Consider the following 17,081-nt stretch of genomic DNA (forward strand, 5'->3'; position numbering starts at 1 on the left):
ATTCCTTCTCTCCTATATGGTTGTTAGTACTAACTAACATCATCGATAAAAATATTAAGGGGTCAATCCCCTTACGAACAACTCGTTACTGAACTCTATAAATGCTGGTAGAGTTACTTTTGTAATTGTGGTCGCACCGAATAGCTGTGTCATAAAAACACCGTAATTCATCCACATAAACGTGATTGCCTCTGCTTCCGCGTCCGTCTGGATCATTCGATTCTTGCTCTGCATGTCAATAAAATATTTCGTCAGCAATTCTAACAATTTGCGCGGATGCTTCTGTGCTTTCTCGCGGATTTCAATCAAATCGTCGTCCCTTAAGACAATGAGGAACAATTTACGGTTACTATCCATAATTTCATGATACATCTGGCTAATTGTAAGCAGGTCCTTCCTCAGATCCCAAGTAACTTTCTCGTTAAAAATTTGGGTCATTTCAATGGAATAATGATATCGATCAACCGCTTTCTCCAATAAATTGAATTTACTGCCGAAGTTGCGGAACAACGTCATCTCACTGACTCCTGCAGCTAGGGCGATTTCCTTGGTTGATACACCTTTATAGCCTTTCTCGGCCATTAAGTCGATTGCAGCCAGCATCAACTTGCTTTTATTGTCCAATGTCTGCTTGTTTATCAAAACATCATCATCCTTGCATAAACGAATAAATCAAAATCTATCATATATCTCTCATCGTTATAATAACAATGGATCATAATCCGGTTGCCACCTATCGCATATTAAGGAGGTTAATTATGCCTAGGAATAGTACAATTTCAGACTCAAGGACTGCAGTCATTATTGGTGTGTTGTTCATATTTGGACTCGTTACAGGTGTGTTTAGTGTTGTTCCTGTTATAGACGGAACAGACTATCTTGTTAAAGCTTCAACAGATGAGAATCAGGTACTAATCGGAGCATTTTCCCAGTTGTTAATGGTTGTTGCCTATGTTGGTATTCCGATCATGCTGTATCCGATTTTAAGTAAGCATCATAAAGGTTCAGCTCTCGGATCTGTTGCTTTCGGCATCATTGCGGGTGTGTTCATTGTGATTGGTGTCATCATTCTTCTGTTGTTATTAACATTGAGCCAAGAATTTACAAAAGTAGGAGCTCTGAATGGTTTGTTTTTTGAGACCCTAGGTGAATTGTTACGAGAAGGTCGCGATTTAGTAAACCATGTGGCAAACACACTGGCATTTGTACTCGCTATGTTCTTGTTTAACTACATCTTTTACCAAACAAAATTAGTCCCACGTTGGTTGTCAGTTTTGGGTCTTATTGGGTCTACATTGTCCATAATGGCAAGCTTATTATTTATGATTCGTATCATTGATCTGGATTCAACCTACATGATGTTGAACATTCCAATAGCTTTTCAACAATTGGCCTTGTCTATATGGTTAATCATTAAAGGATTCAACCGAGTGGAACGGGATTCTGTATCCAATTAAATTATGCGTTGTTGAATTTCACTGACGATGAGCCATTTCTCGTCGACGAGCTGCCAATTCTCAATAGTGAAGAATCTTGCAACAGTTTTAGCTTTAAATTCGATCGACAAATCGTAGAACACAGCTGCATTCTCCTTGTCTTTTAACCTAATCACTCTATCATTAAAGACCTTCTTGCCACCGAGTAATTGATTGACAGATTCATTCATTCCACTAATTGACTCATCTCTGTTGAACATCATTGGTTTATCTTTTGCATCATTAAAGAACGCAACATAATACTCGTTAGTCATCACTTCCAATGAAGAAGTATCGCCTGTATTCATTGCTTCATGCCAATCTGATATGAATTTGTCATGCATTTTGGTAAAGCTGCTTAATAATTCATCCGTTATTTGGATCATATGACACCACCCTTTAATGTCTAAATATATCCATAATAATTTTCGTCATTTTCGTCCAATATCCTCCTATTTCTTATAAAAGTACAACAAAATAGGACCTAACACATTACAAGGAGCAACTCTCCTTTTATTCGCTATAGCCGGTGTCAATCTCTTTGTAATTGCTGCTGTATGCATAATGAAGCCATTCCCTCAAGGGTATGGCTTCTTTGTGGTGTTGGTAGGAGTGAACTTCACTCTCATTCAGGACAACGCACTCGTTTCTGTTCAAGCTCTGAAGTTGAGTTGATGTCGAATCTGAATTCGAGCATATTCATCGCTTAGTAATAGCGAGACGGCTTGTTCGCCAATTGAAGTCTGATGATAATCCACACTTGGGAAACCTAATATTTCACTTAATGGCGTATTCTCCTCGCCAATAATCTCGAAATCTTGCGGGTAACTGTAGCCGTGCGTCTGGGCGGAAGCTATAATTCCTGCAGCGACTTCATCGCCATTCGTAAAAATCGCATCCGGGACGATCGAATTTCGAAACATGAGGTCGCCAACTCTTTTCCCATCTTGATAGTCGAAGCACTGGTCGAAGAACTGACTCTCATACGCTTCGGTGATGGTTTCTTGATACGCTTGAATACGTAATCGCGTGCTAGGACTCGATTGAAAATCTCTTCCAGAAGTAAAATGTATACGCTTATAGCCTCTGTTCTTCAAATAAGTGAAGACTTCGATATACGCTGCAAATCGATCCGGGAACACAGACGGGACAAGCTCGACGGGGCAAGCCTCGCAGCATACGATTTTTCCCCATTCGGACAAGGCTAAGATTTGCTCAGGATGGAGTGTATGCGAAGTAAGTAGGATTCCATCGATCATTTTCTTTTTCAATAACGTTAGATAGCTACTCTCTATAACGTTCTCATAATACGAAGGCAGTAAGAGAACTTGATAATGCAACTCATGCGCTTTCTTCAGAATGCCGTTAATGAGTTCATCATAACAAGAGTTATTGTTATACGGCACAATGACACCAATGGTATTTGTCTTTCCTTTGCTTAGCTTCACCGCGTTGCCATTCACCGAATAATTCAATTCCTTGATAACCGCCATAACCTTTTCTTGCTTGTCCTTGGCGACATAAGGATACTCATTGAGAACGCGGGATACGGTTGCAATCGAGACACCTGCCATTCTAGCAACGTCTTTGATATTCGCCATAAGGTCCCCTCCCTCTTATTTTGCATATTCGGAATTATTGTAGCATGCCGATGTCTTTTTTAGAATTATAGATTTGAATGCTTGACTTGAAACGCGTTTCATTCTTTACAATGAAAACATCAGCAGGATGATCCCTATTTCTAGAAGGAGGTTAAGGCATGAGAACCTTTGCGTTCGCTTCGTATTCATTGTATTTTCTAGCAGGACTTGTCATTACAACAATCGGTTCTGTGATGCCGCAATTGCTCGCTCATTATGAGCAATCTTATACGGTTGGTGGGCAGTTGGTATTCGTGGGTGCAGTCGGCTTTACTGCGGGCGTGCCAATTTCGGCCTGGCTCATGAAAGTGTTGAAGAAGGAAAAATACGTACTCGCGTTCTCTGCGATCGTCATTGCGATTGCGCAGTTCAGTGTATGGTCACTTCCGCCGTTTGGCTGGGTTGTGGCATTAAATTTCTTGAATAGTGTCGGTACAGCAGCAATCGAGTGCGTTGTTGCAACACTGATGATGGAAGTATTCGTGGGCCGTCGAGCTGTGGTGATGAGTTATCTCGAGGTCTCGTTCGGGATCGGTGCGCTCTGTATGCCGCTCATCGCTAGTGTATTGATTGCAAATCAGGTTTGGCAGTATTCCTTCCTCGTGACGGCATGTCTTGGAATCATTATGGCGGTCATATGGTGCTTCATCTCTTTTGCCAAGGAGGGAACGAAATCCGCGGAATCCTTGGATGCCGCCATTGCATCGCCGCCGATCTTCAAGACGAAGCAGATGAAGCGGTACATTCTCTTCGCATTCGTCTTTTTGATTTTCATGTACAGCGGGATTGAGGGGAGTTTGAATCATTTCATGTCCTCCATCTTCCTGAATCATTTAGAAGTTACCCCTTACTACGCCTCGTTGAGTATTGGCTTGTTCTGGATAGCGATGGTGATTGGCAGGGCTGCTACAGGTTGGATTATTCGAAAAGTAAATTATGCGAGTTATTTGCGTTGGAGTATGTTCGGCACGCTCGCGGTGATCGTCATGTTTGCGTTATCGAGGGATGCTGCCATCGGCTTTATCCTGGTCATCATGATGGGGTTAACGATGTCTGGTGTGTATTCGATCACGATGGTGTATGCGAATCATACGTTTCCCGGCATGACGCGTCTCGTGACCAGTCTGGTTACAGCTTTTGCTGGGTTCGGAGCCGCGGTTTTTCCTGCACTAATTGGATATTTGATGGACCATTCAGGCACGGTGTCTGCACTGTGGTATATCGCTAGCTTTGCGGCGCTCTATTTGATCATACTGCTGCTAGGTATCGGCAGATTCTACCGTAATCAAGCGGGTGTGACCTTAAATTAATGAATAAGGGGAGGACTTAAACATGGATGTACAACTCATTGCCGTAGACATGGATGGCACGTTTCTGAATGACCGCAAGAACTATAATCGAGATCGCTTTCTGGATCAATATGCGCAGATGAAAAGAAAAGGTATTCGGTTTGTTGTGGCTAGCGGGAATCAATATTACCAGCTGAGGTCGTTTTTTCCTGAAATTGAGCATGAAATTGCTTTTGTTGCGGAGAATGGCGCTTATATTATCGATGGGAATGAGGAAGTGTTCACAGCTCGAATGTCTGATGAGACAATTGCGAAAACGCTGGAGCTTCTGAAACACTATCCTTCCTCACAAATTGCATTATGTGGCAAACAAAGTGCTTACATGCGGAATGATGAATCGGATGACTATTATAACTATTCAAAACAATACTACCATCGATTAAAGAGAGTAGAGAATCTAACGTCTATTGAGGACCAATTGTTTAAATTTGCCCTTCGTTTTCCACTTGAAGATCTGAATCAAGCACTTGTGAACTTGAAGCTTGAGTTAGGGGAGGAAGTTACGGCCGTATCATGTGGTCATAGGGATGTGGATATTATTGTGACAGGCATTCACAAGGCGCATGGAATTCAGCTTCTTCAGCAAAGATGGCAGATTGCAAACGATAAGACGGCGGCTTTTGGAGATAGTGGCAATGATGTCGAAATGCTAAGGCATGTACAATATAGTTATGCGATGGAACATGCGAGTGAACTCGTGATAATGTCGGCGAAATATCAGATCGGTTCGAATAATTCTGAAGCTGTGCTGGATGCGATAGACCTGTTATTAGATAAATAAATACTCATGATCTCTCGATCGAAAAAAGGAGCAGCTGCCTCCGGCAAACTGCTCCCTGGTTAGTTGAACTACCGTTCCCCGTTTGTTCAATGAAATTATCTTTCTGATATTAATTTGGAATAGATATTGAGATCATTAAACTTTCCTTCTACTCTTTCATATTGTCTAAGTGTTCCTTCAAACGTAAAGTTGTGCTTTTGTAAAAGCTTTATAGAATTCACGTTTTCGGGGTCGACCTTTGCTTCAATTCGATTCAGCTTTAAAGATGAGAATGCGTGATCTAACAAAGAACAGATAGCTTCTGAAGCGTATCCTCTTCCCCAAAATGATTTAGCAATATCATATCCAATTTCTGCTTTTTCATTTTCAAAATCAAAGGAATTATATCCACAAGAACCTATAATTTCATTTGACTCTTTATTAATTATGGAGAAACGAATTGCCTTACTGTCTCGAGAAAGATCATCAAAAAGATTAATCATCTCTTTTGCTTGATTTTCATTAGTAAAATAACTAACATTCATAAATTTAGTAACATCTGGATCAGACCAAATTTTAAACAAGCTAGACGAATCCGATACCTTCATTTTTCTCAAATATAAACGTTCTGTATGTAACTCTGTAATCAATTCTCTTACCTCCATTATATTTTAATAGTTAGGTTTAAGATATTGATATCTGCGCATAGTTCAGTCCCTTCATTTTTGAAGTTAGTTTCATTATACAAGAGCTTTTAGGATTTATCTACGATCGACTTTTGTTGTAAAATTTTCCGTTAACTTATTTCACTGATAATTTTGAAGCGGCTTCTTCAGCTTCTTTATATGCTTTTTGTAATACTTCATCTCTGTCTAGTTTATCAGTACCTTGCACTCGAAGAATTTGATAATCTTCAATACCAAAAAAATTGAACATCGACTTCAAGTATTTATGCGAATATTCAACTTCGGTATACCAGTCATTATTAGTATAGATTGCTCCACTTCCTTGTATCACAAACATACTTCTTCCATCTTTAAGAAGACCAACTGATCCCGTTTCTGTATATTTAAAAGTTTCCCTTGCAATCATAATATTATCCAAATAATCCTTTAACTTTGATGGCACATTAAAGTTATGAACTGGATAAACAATTACATACTTGTTTGCACTTTTAAATTGTTTTAATACTTCATTCATACGCTCTGTTACTTCTTGTTCTCGATTTGTTAGTTCTTGTCCTATTCTTAATTTTCCCCATGCAGTTAAAACAGTTTGATCTATCATTGGTACTATGTCCTTATATAAGTTAATTTGTTCAATGACTTCATCATTAGAATGCTTCTCCATATAAATTTTCATAAAGTAATTAAATACATTTAGACTAAATGAAGAGGTGGAATCGACTTCTGGATGTGCATTAATGATAAGCAGTTTGCTCATTGGATGTTTTCTCCTTTAAATTTAATTTATTTAATCTTAATTGTCGACATTATTAATCGTCGATAAATTATATCGTCGATTAATATAATAGATAATATAAAGGTTTCATAGCCTTTTGTCAAATTCTATAGATTCTAAAATTAGTTTTTGATAATTTACAAAAAAACATTTAGGGCTTATAATAATTGTTTTGATAGCCTTTTTACATTGAAAGCAGGTGAGTCTATATGCAGTATAGTGTTATGGTTGAATATGCGTTGCATAGCCTTGTTTATTTAATAGACGTACCCGAAGAGGAAAGTATTGGAATAAAAGACCTTTCAGAATTTCAAGGGCTTTCAGAAACATATCTCTCAAAAGTTTTTGGTAAATTATCAAAGGCTGGTATCGTGAGTTCGACACCTGGTGTAAAAGGTGGTTATAAATTAGCTAAGTCCCCCGAAGAAATTTCTTTTTGGGATGTAATAGAAGCAGTTGAAGGAGTAAAACCTATTTTTCAATGTAAAAATGTTTTGAAAACTAATCTTATGCATTTAGATAAAGAATGCTCTTCCTGTGCTTCCGCCAATTCTTCTTGTACGATTAACTTAACTATGCTTGAGGCAGAAGAATATATGCGTGATTTTCTTCGTAATAAGACCCTTGCCTGGTTAAATGATGAACTTAATCACGTTTTACCTGGAAAAATGCGGACAGATAGCCGAGAATACTTTATAAGAAAAACTCAAACTAACTCATTTTAAAAACGTAATTATTAATATAAAGGAAAGCCCTGAAAATCCTCTGCAAATTTTCAGGGCTTTATATAATTATTATCAGTTACCAGCCTCGACAATTCCTCTGTACCGTGCCACCGCAATGCTAAGCGCTGCAATTCCATTTGGATGAATCCCCCCTGCGGCATGAGTCCAACATTTTCAGAGAATAGTCCACTCCTTTTGTATGTTCTAAAAACAAGACCACGATTTTTTTCTCCGAAATGACCAACGTTATCAATATATCTCTCAATAAACCCGGTTGAATCTGTTATGTTCTTATCATTGGCTTTTGACATTTCCGATGACCAGTCTATTTATTATATCCCAAGCATTGGTAGATCCTTTCGAGTATGATAAGTGAGTGCCAATACAATGCACTGTTTTAATTCATCTACCGGTATTTCATCATTTTCGGCAAATACAATCGCTCGATTACCTTCATAGTTGAATAAATCTCTATAAACCTCTTTAAACGTATCAACTAGCTTTGTATTACAGTTAAAATACATGGCGTATTGATCTGGGCTTGACTGTTTCCAGCCTATTCTAATTGTACTCCCTTTTTGTGTGATATAACTAGGCTCTCCCCATTTTAGCGTTTCATCCAAATGATCAACGCCTTTTGTCTCTAATGCCGTATCCAATATTATCTGACGAAGAATCAATAGTTTCGACTGAATGTGTTTAGGATACTGTTCGAATACTTCCTCCAACTTGGTATTTTCAATTGTACTCATATTGATCATTCCTTTTTTTAAATAACAAACTAGTCGGCAAATATTTCTAGGTACTACATCGTACAGATTCAGTGTTCTTCAACTGCTGGGATCCACGTTTAATAAAAAATGTAGCCAATAGTCCCAGCAATAAGCAACATGCCAAGATCGAAAAAGTAAGTACATAGTTCCCAAAGCCGAGCAACAGAATGGCTAAGATTGGCCCTATAGTAGCACCTAAGTTTACAACAACCGTATAAATGGAAATTGCCGCACCTCGTGCAGCTCCACCCAGTTCACCGACCAGTGAAACCAATGATGGGATGGCAACCGCAATTCCGGATACAAACACAACGCTCATAGCAATTATAAACACCATGTTTGCGCCAAATCCTAAGAGGATCAATCCGATAGCAGAAAGGATTATTGCGCTTCTAAGTATCGGTATCACACCAAATCTTTTAACCAGTCTACTCGCAAAAAGAGACATTAGCATTCCTAGGACCCCTACGGATCGCACATAAAGTATTTGTTGATTTGAAAACCCGAAAAGAGAACTGCTTAAAAAATTACCCAATGCAGTGTACATGCCTACAAAAGAAAGCAACATGACTAGTGCGATTACAAAGGCTAACCATAGTGACTTTTGTGCCAGCGTTTTTCTCATTTGTTTAAATGTTTCTGCAACTCGAATCCCATTCGCTGGGAGGTTTGGTATAAAGAATATCATCAGTAGTGTTAGTATAAAATATATAGCCGCTAAAATAATGAATACATATTGCCAACCAAGATGAAAACTTACATAACTGCTGAATACCTGCCCTATAATTCCAGCCATAAGAAAACTTGTACTCATACAGCTAATTGCAAAAACTCTTTTATGTTGCGGGAACAACTCCATCACATAGGGGAGTACTACGGGAGAGAAAGTAGCCGCAGTCAAGCCTTGTATTGCTCTCAAAAGAATAACAGAGAACAAACTGCTTTGAAACCCTAGAAAGCTTGTAACAATCGTTAATGCAATTAATCCAACAAGCATGATTCTTTTTCGGCCAAAACGATCTGATAATGGACCAAGCAACAAGCAGCCCATAGCGAAACTTAGCGTAAACGAGCTACTTACCCATACTGCTTGACTCTCTAAAACCAAAAACTCTTTTGAAAATACGGATATTAACGGAATTGTGACATAGAAGCTGGACATAATTGCTAAACCTGAAAAAAACAATATCAATATAATGTAAGAGTAACGTTGAACTGTTTTATCTAACTGTTTCATTTATTTTATCTCCTCTATAAATTAACTACTTAACTATACGAAAGCCGTCGGTTGGGCCGGCGGCTTTCGTTGGGAGTTTTACGTTATTTCATATTTTATCTGATATGAACTGTTTTAAATTATCAATATAAACAGCTCCAACGATTTTATCGATTGGCTCACCATTTTTAAAAAGAATCGTAGTCGGAAGGCTCATAATTCCATAATGTGCGGCAGTATTTGGTTGTTCATCTACATTGATTTTTAGTACCCTCACTTCTTTGCTATACTCCTGATCGAACCTCTCGAGTGTAGGTGCAAAAGAGCGGCAAGGTCCGCACCAAGGCGCCCAAAAATTAACTAATGTAAAACCATCATTTCTCAAATCATTTTTAAAAGTTGTATCCGTAGAGTGACAAATAGTCATGTGTATCTTCCTCCATTCCATAATTTTTCACACATTTTCTTCAATGATAAATCGACTGGATATCATCACCTCCTTAAACTTAAACAACGCGTCTGAAATCGAAATCCACCTATTTTTGAGATATCAAAGATTCTTTATATCCGTAATTAGTCCATAGGTGAACTCCCATGTTCTTAAAAATCCTCCTCCGTTAAATCCATATTTACGCTCATAGCGGTTCGACTGCCGTCCGCTGCAGCGAAAACCACTTGGGAAGGAGCCACGTATGAAGCATCTCCTGCGATATATAAACCAGGTATTGAGGACCTCCCCTTTCCATCGGTGTTAATCCCGCCTGACGCTGTCACTTCACAGCCTAATCGTTCTGCGAACGGAATGCTTTGCACAAATTTAGGAGTCACGAAGCCGCCAGCCCTCGGAATTTGAGTTCCGTCTGCAAAGCGAACATGTTCAAGCTGCCCATTTTGGCCAATGAAAGCTGTGATAAGTTGCTCCATTACCACGATTCCCTTTGATTGAAGCTGCTTTTTGTGCTCTTCTGACAGGGATGCCTTACCATTCGTGCAGACAACCAAATCCTTGCTCCAATTGAGAAGCAATTTACCCTTGTGTAACAAGTCCGAGTATTCGGAAACAACAACAAGCGGTTGATCTTGGAGCTCCCAGCCATCGCAATAGGGACAATTGAACAAGCTTTTCCCATAAAGCGGATAAAAGCCTTCAATCTCTGGATATGTCTCCTTTACGCCTGTTGCCAAGATCAATTTTCGCGCTTGAAGGTGATGGCCATTAGAATCAATCAACTCAAATCCATATTGGGTAATGTGAACGGAAACAACCTCAGTTTGAAGATGCTCCACTAACGGATAACTCTTAACCTCCTCAAGAGCAATACTGCGAAACTCGGCTGGCGTTACACCGTCTCTTGTAATAAAGCCGTGAGATGCATGCGTAACGGCATTTCTGGGTCGATTATTATCGAATAAAATTACATTTCTCCTTGTCCTTCCAAGCACGAGAGCCGCATTCAACCCGGCAGGTCCCCCGCCTATAATAGCGCAATCGTAAATCATGACACTCAACTCCTCTAATATAGATATTACAGACTTATTATATCCTTAATTAAACATAAATATTTCTTTTAGCTTATGTTTGCTTTTGAGGCCATGTCCATCAATTTCGTGTTTTTGAGATGGCTTTCCATCTTCTCTTCCGCTTCCTTCATAACAGCTTGAATTGTGCATTCGTCGCCATGAACAAAATTACATTCAAACAAAGAGGCAGTACCCTCAATAGCGTGGATAATATCCAAAAATGTAATGTCATCTTTTTTACGGGATAAGCGATATCCCCCGTTGACACCGGAAACAGACTCGATCATCCCTGCTTTCACGAGCCTTGTTAAAATTTTTGAAAGATAGGTTGGCGAAACACCTTGCATTTCTGCTAACTCCTGAACACCTATCGGCTTAACCGGCGAAGCTTCAAAAAGCTTGAGCATGGTGTGCAAAGCATAATTCGTTGCTTTTGTAAATCTCACGGTAACACCTCATTCAAAGACTTATTGTATCTATAATATCCTCGAAATTGTTAATGTGTCAAGTTATACCTTTTCAAGTGATGAGCTTTACAACAGTCCTCTTTTATTACGATATTGTAAAGGTGTGACGCCAACTAATTTCTTAATGATTTTAGCAAAATAGTTTTGATAATCAAATCCTACCGCAATGGCGATTTCATGAATAGATTTCTGGAAGCGATGCATTCCTAAAGCTTTTTAATAATATCTTTTTTCTTCAGACCATTCCTTTTAGCTTTTGCATGCCAAAAAGAGTGTGTCGCTGCAAAGCGCCAGGCAAAGCGCGGAAAATTTGGACTGAACAACAAGGATTCATCACTATCATGCGTATGTATATTTTGTGCCAGGCTTTCCATTGCTTTTCCTAGATTTTTTAAAGGGCCTTTGCCAAGTGGTACCTTTTCGATAAAACCCATCATTTCACCAGCGCCTTGTCCGATTCCTTGCCCAAAATGAAGGCCGGATCGTATGCACCAGTTTTTGATGATTTCAAGAGCAATATAAGTTTGCTTTCCTTCATAAAATCCATTGTTCACAATGGAATATACATAAATTTCCTTTTTTCGTTCAGCTTTCATATACCCTTCAAGTGTAGTCAGCATCCTTAATAAATGCGACGGTATTGCATCGAAGTATAGAGGGAATGCAATAATCAGTGTATCCATGTGGCAAAGCTCGATGTATTGCTCATCGGTAAGAGGTTTTTTATTCATGTTATAGTGTAATACTTCATGCTCGGCGTTTATCAGGGGTTCAAGTGCTTTGAGCATCATGCCCGAATTGCTCTTTCCTAACTTGGGGCTTCCATTTATCATAGCGATTCTCACTATATAACCTCCTTCATTGCTTGTAGGCTGTTATGGAAATTTATCTTGTTTCCTATGGAATTTAAGTTCACGCTATTAGCCGCAACCAGAGCTTTTGCGGTTTCCTTTTCTGCTTTGGTTATGTCATTGCCATAAAAATGTACCGATAGCGTGAATTTGTTATCATACCGGAATCGGTGATGGGTTTCTCCATTTTTGATTGCAAAATAAGGCAGAAGATAGGGTAAGCTCCTATTCACAATATTGCATACAAAGGGGCTGTAGCTCCCATAAACACATTTACTGATGATAACCACCTCATGGCATTTTGAGAGAAGTTCACCCATATGGTGATAACCATCCTTTAAAACGCATATTCCCGGTGTTTTGATCCAGCATCCAAAACAACCAATGCAATTACGGATTGTGCTATTGTCTGATATAACAGTTACGTCTGTATTTTTGTTTTCATACAACGCCGTGAATTCTTGTTGATCCAAATCATGTATAATAATTTTCATCATTCAATCTCCTTAATACAATTGTTTATAAAAACGTTAATCCAGTCCCCGGAATATCGGATACCATGATTGGTAAGCAACGAGGCGATGCCGTGAACCATTGACCAAAGAGCAATCAATTTTTCGGAATAAGCTTCCTCCGGCAACCCCAAGCTGTGGAACATTTGATACGCCGTTGTCCGGAATAAAGCAAATGGCGGATAATCATTGGCGTTATCATTGTCCAAATCAATGGTTAATCCGGAGTGATAGAAAAGGAATTGAAAATACTGCGGATTCTCAATGAAGAAGGAAATATAAGCCTGCCCAAGTAGCGAGGTCGCTTCGAGACTGTTTTCCTGTCCACGAATTGATGTACGCATCTTTTCCACAAATCGCTCCGTTACATGCTCGCCCATGGCATAAATCAACTCGTCTATGTCCTTAAAATGGCTGTATGGTGCGGCATGACTGACGTTGCATTTTGCTGCGATCTTACGCAGGGAAAAACCTTTTAAACCATCTTCATTAATAAGCTCTATACCAGCTTCAATAAGTTTATTTCGCAAATCACCGTGATGATATGGTTTTTCTTTCATTTGATACATACTTCCTTTCACGTAACTTGACACTGTAAAGATTATAATAAACAATCTTTACAGTGTCAAGTTATAGCGACGATTTCCTCTAATCAAAGGAAACAGCCTATCAAACAAGATTCAATACTTGTGAGATAGGCTGTAACTAATTCTGAACCTTTTGGTGTTTCGATTTGATCTCCGATGCTCGTATTCTACCTTTTTCTCTCTATGTCTAAATTACTTTTTATTAGTCTTATGGAGTAATAATCCACATGCTTGTAGCATATTTAAGTGAATAGTCAATATTAAAGTGATTTTCTAGAAGATACGGCGTTATACTCAATTCTCCGTTTTGCATATAAACGCCTTCATTATCTCTTAATGGAATTTCTTGTCCGTTAACAATGGCCGTACTGCTACCCGCTATTAATTCTAAAGTAGTGCCCCTATATGTTAATACCAGTTTAGTATTCTGATTATCCCAAGAATATTCTGCTCCTAATCCTTTACAAAAATCATCCACCGACATAAGGGGTCCGTCTTTTCCTGTTCTTTCGATTATTCTGCTTTCAAAATGATGCAGCTTTTCATCTATCACGATCGGTTTTGGCTCAACTTTTTTGTTTAGAGAGTATTCCATATTTTCAATAATAACGGATTGAATATCGTTTAAATTCATGATTTCTTTGAATCTGAAATAAAAGCGGTAAAGCCCTTCTTGATCAGCAGTTAGTATAGAGCTTGAGGATTTATAATTATTAACCAGTTGATTTTTAGTTTTAATCGTACCGTCTGACATTTTGAAAAAGATTTCAGGCAGCAAAGCGTCCTTTATACTGTTCCAATCTCTCGAATCGATAACCATACTGATACTGTTAATGCCCATATGCTCTATCGTATATTTCTTACCATTAGCCTCGGCTTCCTGATTCATTTGAAAATCCAACGTTTGAATATTACTGTCCATTGGGACTGTAATAAATAGCTCCGGTGATTTAACCTTATCCAGGTATAACCTCATCGGCTCTTGTTTGGGATTATCGATAGCATCCACCTCTAAAGCAAAATACTTTTTATTATAAATATTATTGTCCCCAAAATTAGATTGCCCATAACCATTGTTTTTAGTTTCTGACCCAGGAGTTGTTTTTAACGTAATAGTACTCTCAAATAAAAACATCGAATTTGTTTCTAAAGCATTTGTTGCCTCCTTTGTTAAACCTTCTACAGAGAACACGATGATAGCATCGTGAGGGGCTGCCAACACTTGTTCCAGTGTAACCTTATATTCATCATTCTGAATGCTTGTATTTGGATTACGTACCTCTTTTTGTAATATGTTGGTATCTCCCCTAAGAAGCTCTTTCAGCAAATCAATATTACTCGTGGCGAAAACCGACCCTACCCCCAATGTTAAAATAGCCGTTGTAACGATTGCAAATTTTGATAATCTATATTTCATATATAGTCTCCTCTCTTGTGGTTTTTCATTTAATTTATTGTTCACCTTGCGTTTAATATCTTTCGATGTTATTCCTGTTAGATTCAGGGTTTCTTCATAGATCATATTATCAATAGAATGTCTATTAGATTTAGCTTTAACGAAAAATTTGTTTAGCTTAATTTTCATACTCGTACCCCTTTTCTAACAGGTTAGTCTTTAAATTCTTTCGTCCTCTAAACAGCTTTGTTTTTACGGAAGAAACCGTCATTTTCATATCTTCGGCAATACTACCTATCTTTTCATCGTTAAAATAATATCGTTTAAAAATTTCTCTATCACATTCTTGCATGCTGTCCATAGCTTTTAAAAGAAGTGCCGCACTTTCTTTTTGCTCTATTTCTTCCTCTAAATTGACTTCTGAAAAAAGCATATCGTATTCATTAATACTTAAATTGGAATTCAACCCTCTGAGTTTATTTTTTGAGCTATTCCGGGCAATAGCGCCTAGATAGCCCTTAATACTATGACGGCTTTCCTCTAATTTATCAGAATGATTCCACAGTAATATAAATACATCTGAAATAACTTCTTCCATATCTTCTTTTGACATTGTGCCCCCAATAATGTTATACACTATTGTTGCAACATAGCCGGTATAGATTGTAATTACTTCATCGAGAGCGCCTCTTTTCTTCCTTTTTAAATTTTTGAGAAGTTTAAGCTCATCCATCTTCTTCAATCCGTCCTTGTGTAATGTATTGGTACTTGTTTTTCATAATGCATTATGTATGAACCGTAACCGTTACATAACTAAATACACATAAAAAATAAGATGGTTTCACGATGAGAAGAAATAAATGAAAGATACCCTTCAAGATTCTGAAGAATATCCTCATTCTATCGTTTAATTATTCATTTAAATATGTAACTACACGGTTTTGGATAATCGCTTTATCCATCGAGAAGCCATCTTGACGAGGGGAGGATTGCATTTCCTCTGACAATAAAAACTTCATAAACTCCCACGCATCTCTTTGCACCTTAGAATTCGCGTTCATTGCGATTTGATTGGTTGGGACGAACGAAACACCGGATCTCTGATCGGATGAATGCTGCAACAGATATGGCTGTTGAGCTAAATATAACAGACGGCAATCCAGAAAAAGTGACGAACCCTTAATAGAACTATTTAGAATAATAAGCGCTAATCAGTCTGACCCCGATTAAAGTAACAGCGGCAGCCATGGACGAGCAAATAATGTCCTAGACTGCCGCTGTGCCTTTATGTTATTTGACTATATTTTTCCAAATCGTGGTCCACCATCATTTCCACTAATTCTTGGAAGGTAATCTTAGGCTCCCACCCTAGTTCTTTTTTTGCCTTCTCGGGATTTCCTAGCAGCAAATCCACTTCTGCCGGTCTCATAAATGCAGGATCCTGGACAACATAATCTTCCCATCTCAATCCAACATAGCTAAAGGCAGCATCAACAAGATCACGGACTGTATGAGTCTCCCCCGTTGCCACCACAAAATCATCCGGCTTTTCCTGCTGCAGCATGAGCCACATTGCTTTTACATAATCACCTGCAAAACCCCAGTCCCTTTTGGCATCAATGTTTCCAAGGCGAAGTTCCGTTTGAAGGCCACATTTAATTCTCGCTACAGCATCAGTTACTTTCCGTGTAACAAATTGTATCCCTCTTCGCGGTGATTCATGGTTAAATAAAATTCCCGAACAGGCAAATAAGTCATAGCTCTCGCGGTAATTTACAGTAATCCAATGTCCATATACTTTCGCAACCCCATATGGACTACAGGGGTAGAATGGAGTAGTTTCCATTTGAGGTGTTTCGATCACCCGTCCAAACATCTCAGAACTGGAAGCCTGGTAAAAACGGGCATCCTGTTTAACTTGTTTAACTGCTTCCAGCATTTTAAGTGCACCAAGACCCGTAACCTGTGCCGTATAAACAGGCTGGGACCATGAATCTGTTACAAAGGATTGGGCACCAAGGTTATAAATTTCATCTGGCATAGAAAGTTTCACAGCCTGTATCAATGATGATAAATCATCCAAATCACCAGAAATAAACTCAATTTCCTTTTTGATATTTTTAATGTTTTCGTAGTTTTCTGTGGATGCTCTTCTTTTTAAACCATATACCTTATACCCTTTTTCGAGAAGAAGTCCAGACAAATAGGATCCATCTTGGCCGGTTATTCCGGTTATTAGCGCTCTTTTCATGGATGTCCTCCCTTAACTTGTACAGGCTATACAGCCGTAGGTTTGTTTTTCAATTAAATCAAGATACTTTTGCAAAACATGTGCTTTATCCTTAGCA

The 17,081-nt window shown here is 38.6% G+C and carries 21 protein-coding genes; 4 read left to right on the top strand and 17 right to left on the bottom strand.

Going from position 1 to position 17,081, the window contains the following annotated elements; genetic code table 11:
* Window positions 1-54: 54 nt before the first annotated feature.
* On the bottom strand, window positions 55-642 hold the full coding sequence (locus tag E0485_RS00205) for a TetR/AcrR family transcriptional regulator (protein WP_235857332.1): 588 nt from the start codon (window positions 640-642) through the stop codon (window positions 55-57).
* A gap of 116 nt (window positions 643-758) precedes the next feature.
* Here E0485_RS00205 and E0485_RS00210 point away from each other — a divergent pair, with 116 nt between their 5' ends.
* Window positions 759-1,457, top strand: a complete 699-nt coding sequence (locus tag E0485_RS00210; protein WP_132415354.1) for a DUF4386 domain-containing protein — start codon at window positions 759-761, stop codon at window positions 1,455-1,457.
* On the opposite strand, the gene E0485_RS00215 is transcribed toward E0485_RS00210, so the two are convergent.
* On the bottom strand, window positions 1,454-1,861 hold the full coding sequence (locus E0485_RS00215; protein WP_132415356.1) for a hypothetical protein: 408 nt from the start codon (window positions 1,859-1,861) through the stop codon (window positions 1,454-1,456). The genes E0485_RS00210 and E0485_RS00215 overlap by 4 nt on opposite strands.
* Before the next feature lie 267 nt (window positions 1,862-2,128).
* The gene (locus tag E0485_RS00220; protein WP_132415358.1) at window positions 2,129-3,076 is read right to left on the bottom strand and encodes a LacI family DNA-binding transcriptional regulator; all 948 of its coding nucleotides are present in this window, start codon (window positions 3,074-3,076) and stop codon (window positions 2,129-2,131) included.
* Window positions 3,077-3,234: 158 nt separating this feature from the next.
* Between E0485_RS00220 and E0485_RS00225 the strand changes: the two genes are divergently transcribed.
* Window positions 3,235-4,425 carry an MFS transporter gene (locus E0485_RS00225; protein WP_132415360.1) on the top strand — a complete coding sequence of 397 codons (1,191 nt, stop codon included), beginning with the start codon at window positions 3,235-3,237 and terminating at the stop codon, window positions 4,423-4,425.
* Window positions 4,426-4,447: 22 nt separating this feature from the next.
* Entirely contained in the window at window positions 4,448-5,245 is a 798-nt protein-coding gene (locus tag E0485_RS00230) for a Cof-type HAD-IIB family hydrolase (protein ID WP_132415362.1), read from the top strand.
* Between the two features lie 95 nt (window positions 5,246-5,340).
* Here the strand turns inward: E0485_RS00230 and E0485_RS00235 are convergent, their stop codons facing one another.
* Both E0485_RS00235 and E0485_RS00240 read right to left on the bottom strand, forming a co-directional pair.
* Window positions 5,341-5,874, bottom strand: coding sequence for a GNAT family N-acetyltransferase (locus E0485_RS00235; protein ID WP_132415364.1), 534 nt, complete (start codon window positions 5,872-5,874; stop codon window positions 5,341-5,343).
* A gap of 151 nt (window positions 5,875-6,025) precedes the next feature.
* Window positions 6,026-6,667, bottom strand: coding sequence for an FMN-dependent NADH-azoreductase (locus E0485_RS00240; RefSeq protein ID WP_132415367.1), 642 nt, complete (start codon window positions 6,665-6,667; stop codon window positions 6,026-6,028).
* Window positions 6,668-6,894: 227 nt separating this feature from the next.
* Between E0485_RS00240 and E0485_RS00245 the strand changes: the two genes are divergently transcribed.
* Entirely contained in the window at window positions 6,895-7,410 is a 516-nt protein-coding gene (locus tag E0485_RS00245; protein ID WP_132415370.1) for an RrF2 family transcriptional regulator, read from the top strand.
* A gap of 332 nt (window positions 7,411-7,742) precedes the next feature.
* On the opposite strand, the gene E0485_RS00250 is transcribed toward E0485_RS00245, so the two are convergent.
* From E0485_RS00250 to gmd, 12 genes are all read right to left on the bottom strand, one after another.
* Window positions 7,743-8,162: a DUF1801 domain-containing protein gene (locus E0485_RS00250; protein ID WP_207910909.1), complete on the bottom strand. Its 420-nt coding sequence runs from the start codon at window positions 8,160-8,162 to the stop codon at window positions 7,743-7,745.
* A 46-nt stretch (window positions 8,163-8,208) separates the two neighbouring features.
* Entirely contained in the window at window positions 8,209-9,420 is a 1,212-nt protein-coding gene (locus tag E0485_RS00255; protein ID WP_132415376.1) for an MFS transporter, read from the bottom strand.
* Window positions 9,421-9,508: 88 nt separating this feature from the next.
* Window positions 9,509-9,826 (bottom strand): thioredoxin, encoded by a 318-nt coding sequence (gene trxA / locus E0485_RS00260; protein WP_132415379.1) that lies wholly within the window; start codon window positions 9,824-9,826, stop codon window positions 9,509-9,511.
* A gap of 173 nt (window positions 9,827-9,999) precedes the next feature.
* On the bottom strand, window positions 10,000-10,899 hold the full coding sequence (locus E0485_RS00265) for an NAD(P)/FAD-dependent oxidoreductase (protein ID WP_132415382.1): 900 nt from the start codon (window positions 10,897-10,899) through the stop codon (window positions 10,000-10,002).
* A 68-nt stretch (window positions 10,900-10,967) separates the two neighbouring features.
* The gene (locus E0485_RS00270) at window positions 10,968-11,366 is read right to left on the bottom strand and encodes an Rrf2 family transcriptional regulator (protein WP_132415385.1); all 399 of its coding nucleotides are present in this window, start codon (window positions 11,364-11,366) and stop codon (window positions 10,968-10,970) included.
* An 87-nt stretch (window positions 11,367-11,453) separates the two neighbouring features.
* A complete protein-coding gene (locus E0485_RS00275; protein ID WP_132415388.1) occupies window positions 11,454-11,591 on the bottom strand; it encodes a helix-turn-helix domain-containing protein in 138 nt (45 codons plus the stop codon).
* Window positions 11,592-11,593: 2 nt separating this feature from the next.
* On the bottom strand, window positions 11,594-12,232 hold the full coding sequence (locus tag E0485_RS00280) for an NADPH-dependent FMN reductase family protein (protein WP_132415391.1): 639 nt from the start codon (window positions 12,230-12,232) through the stop codon (window positions 11,594-11,596).
* Window positions 12,232-12,735, bottom strand: a complete 504-nt coding sequence (locus tag E0485_RS00285) for a flavodoxin family protein (RefSeq protein ID WP_235857333.1) — start codon at window positions 12,733-12,735, stop codon at window positions 12,232-12,234. The genes E0485_RS00280 and E0485_RS00285 overlap by 1 nt, the downstream gene beginning before the upstream one ends.
* Window positions 12,732-13,310: a TetR/AcrR family transcriptional regulator gene (locus tag E0485_RS00290; protein WP_132415394.1), complete on the bottom strand. Its 579-nt coding sequence runs from the start codon at window positions 13,308-13,310 to the stop codon at window positions 12,732-12,734. Before E0485_RS00290 ends, E0485_RS00285 begins: the two co-directional genes overlap by 4 nt.
* Before the next feature lie 235 nt (window positions 13,311-13,545).
* Window positions 13,546-14,922, bottom strand: coding sequence for a copper amine oxidase N-terminal domain-containing protein (locus E0485_RS00295; RefSeq protein WP_132415397.1), 1,377 nt, complete (start codon window positions 14,920-14,922; stop codon window positions 13,546-13,548).
* Entirely contained in the window at window positions 14,912-15,466 is a 555-nt protein-coding gene (locus E0485_RS00300; RefSeq protein ID WP_132415400.1) for a sigma-70 family RNA polymerase sigma factor, read from the bottom strand. Before E0485_RS00300 ends, E0485_RS00295 begins: the two co-directional genes overlap by 11 nt.
* A 552-nt stretch (window positions 15,467-16,018) precedes the next feature.
* Complete coding sequence (gene gmd / locus E0485_RS00305) at window positions 16,019-16,984, bottom strand: GDP-mannose 4,6-dehydratase (protein WP_132415403.1); 966 nt, start codon at window positions 16,982-16,984, stop codon at window positions 16,019-16,021.
* Window positions 16,985-17,081 lie beyond the last annotated feature (97 nt).

The sequence above is a fragment of the Paenibacillus albiflavus genome (assembly GCF_004344915.1).
GTDB classification, from domain to species: Bacteria; Bacillota; Bacilli; order Paenibacillales; family NBRC-103111; genus Paenibacillus_AM; species Paenibacillus_AM albiflavus.

Excerpts from the sequence above, each read along its gene's own strand:
- E0485_RS00210 (WP_132415354.1), top strand. The coding sequence starts at position 759 with ATGCCTAGGAATAGTACAATTTCAGACTCAAGGACTGCAGTCATTATT.
- E0485_RS00215 (WP_132415356.1), bottom strand. The coding sequence starts at position 1,861 with ATGATCCAAATAACGGATGAATTATTAAGCAGCTTTACCAAAATGCAT.
- E0485_RS00220 (WP_132415358.1), bottom strand. The coding sequence starts at position 3,076 with ATGGCGAATATCAAAGACGTTGCTAGAATGGCAGGTGTCTCGATTGCA.
- E0485_RS00225 (WP_132415360.1), top strand. The coding sequence starts at position 3,235 with ATGAGAACCTTTGCGTTCGCTTCGTATTCATTGTATTTTCTAGCAGGA.
- E0485_RS00230 (WP_132415362.1), top strand. The coding sequence starts at position 4,448 with ATGGATGTACAACTCATTGCCGTAGACATGGATGGCACGTTTCTGAAT.
- E0485_RS00240 (WP_132415367.1), bottom strand. The coding sequence starts at position 6,667 with ATGAGCAAACTGCTTATCATTAATGCACATCCAGAAGTCGATTCCACC.
- E0485_RS00245 (WP_132415370.1), top strand. The coding sequence starts at position 6,895 with ATGCAGTATAGTGTTATGGTTGAATATGCGTTGCATAGCCTTGTTTAT.
- E0485_RS00250 (WP_207910909.1), bottom strand. The coding sequence starts at position 8,162 with ATGAGTACAATTGAAAATACCAAGTTGGAGGAAGTATTCGAACAGTAT.
- E0485_RS00255 (WP_132415376.1), bottom strand. The coding sequence starts at position 9,420 with ATGAAACAGTTAGATAAAACAGTTCAACGTTACTCTTACATTATATTG.
- trxA (WP_132415379.1), bottom strand. The coding sequence starts at position 9,826 with ATGACTATTTGTCACTCTACGGATACAACTTTTAAAAATGATTTGAGA.
- E0485_RS00265 (WP_132415382.1), bottom strand. The coding sequence starts at position 10,899 with ATGATTTACGATTGCGCTATTATAGGCGGGGGACCTGCCGGGTTGAAT.
- E0485_RS00275 (WP_132415388.1), bottom strand. The coding sequence starts at position 11,591 with ATGCATCGCTTCCAGAAATCTATTCATGAAATCGCCATTGCGGTAGGA.
- E0485_RS00285 (WP_235857333.1), bottom strand. The coding sequence starts at position 12,735 with ATGATGAAAATTATTATACATGATTTGGATCAACAAGAATTCACGGCG.
- E0485_RS00290 (WP_132415394.1), bottom strand. The coding sequence starts at position 13,310 with ATGAAAGAAAAACCATATCATCACGGTGATTTGCGAAATAAACTTATT.
- E0485_RS00295 (WP_132415397.1), bottom strand. The coding sequence starts at position 14,922 with ATGAAAATTAAGCTAAACAAATTTTTCGTTAAAGCTAAATCTAATAGA.
- E0485_RS00300 (WP_132415400.1), bottom strand. The coding sequence starts at position 15,466 with ATGGATGAGCTTAAACTTCTCAAAAATTTAAAAAGGAAGAAAAGAGGC.
- gmd (WP_132415403.1), bottom strand. The coding sequence starts at position 16,984 with ATGAAAAGAGCGCTAATAACCGGAATAACCGGCCAAGATGGATCCTAT.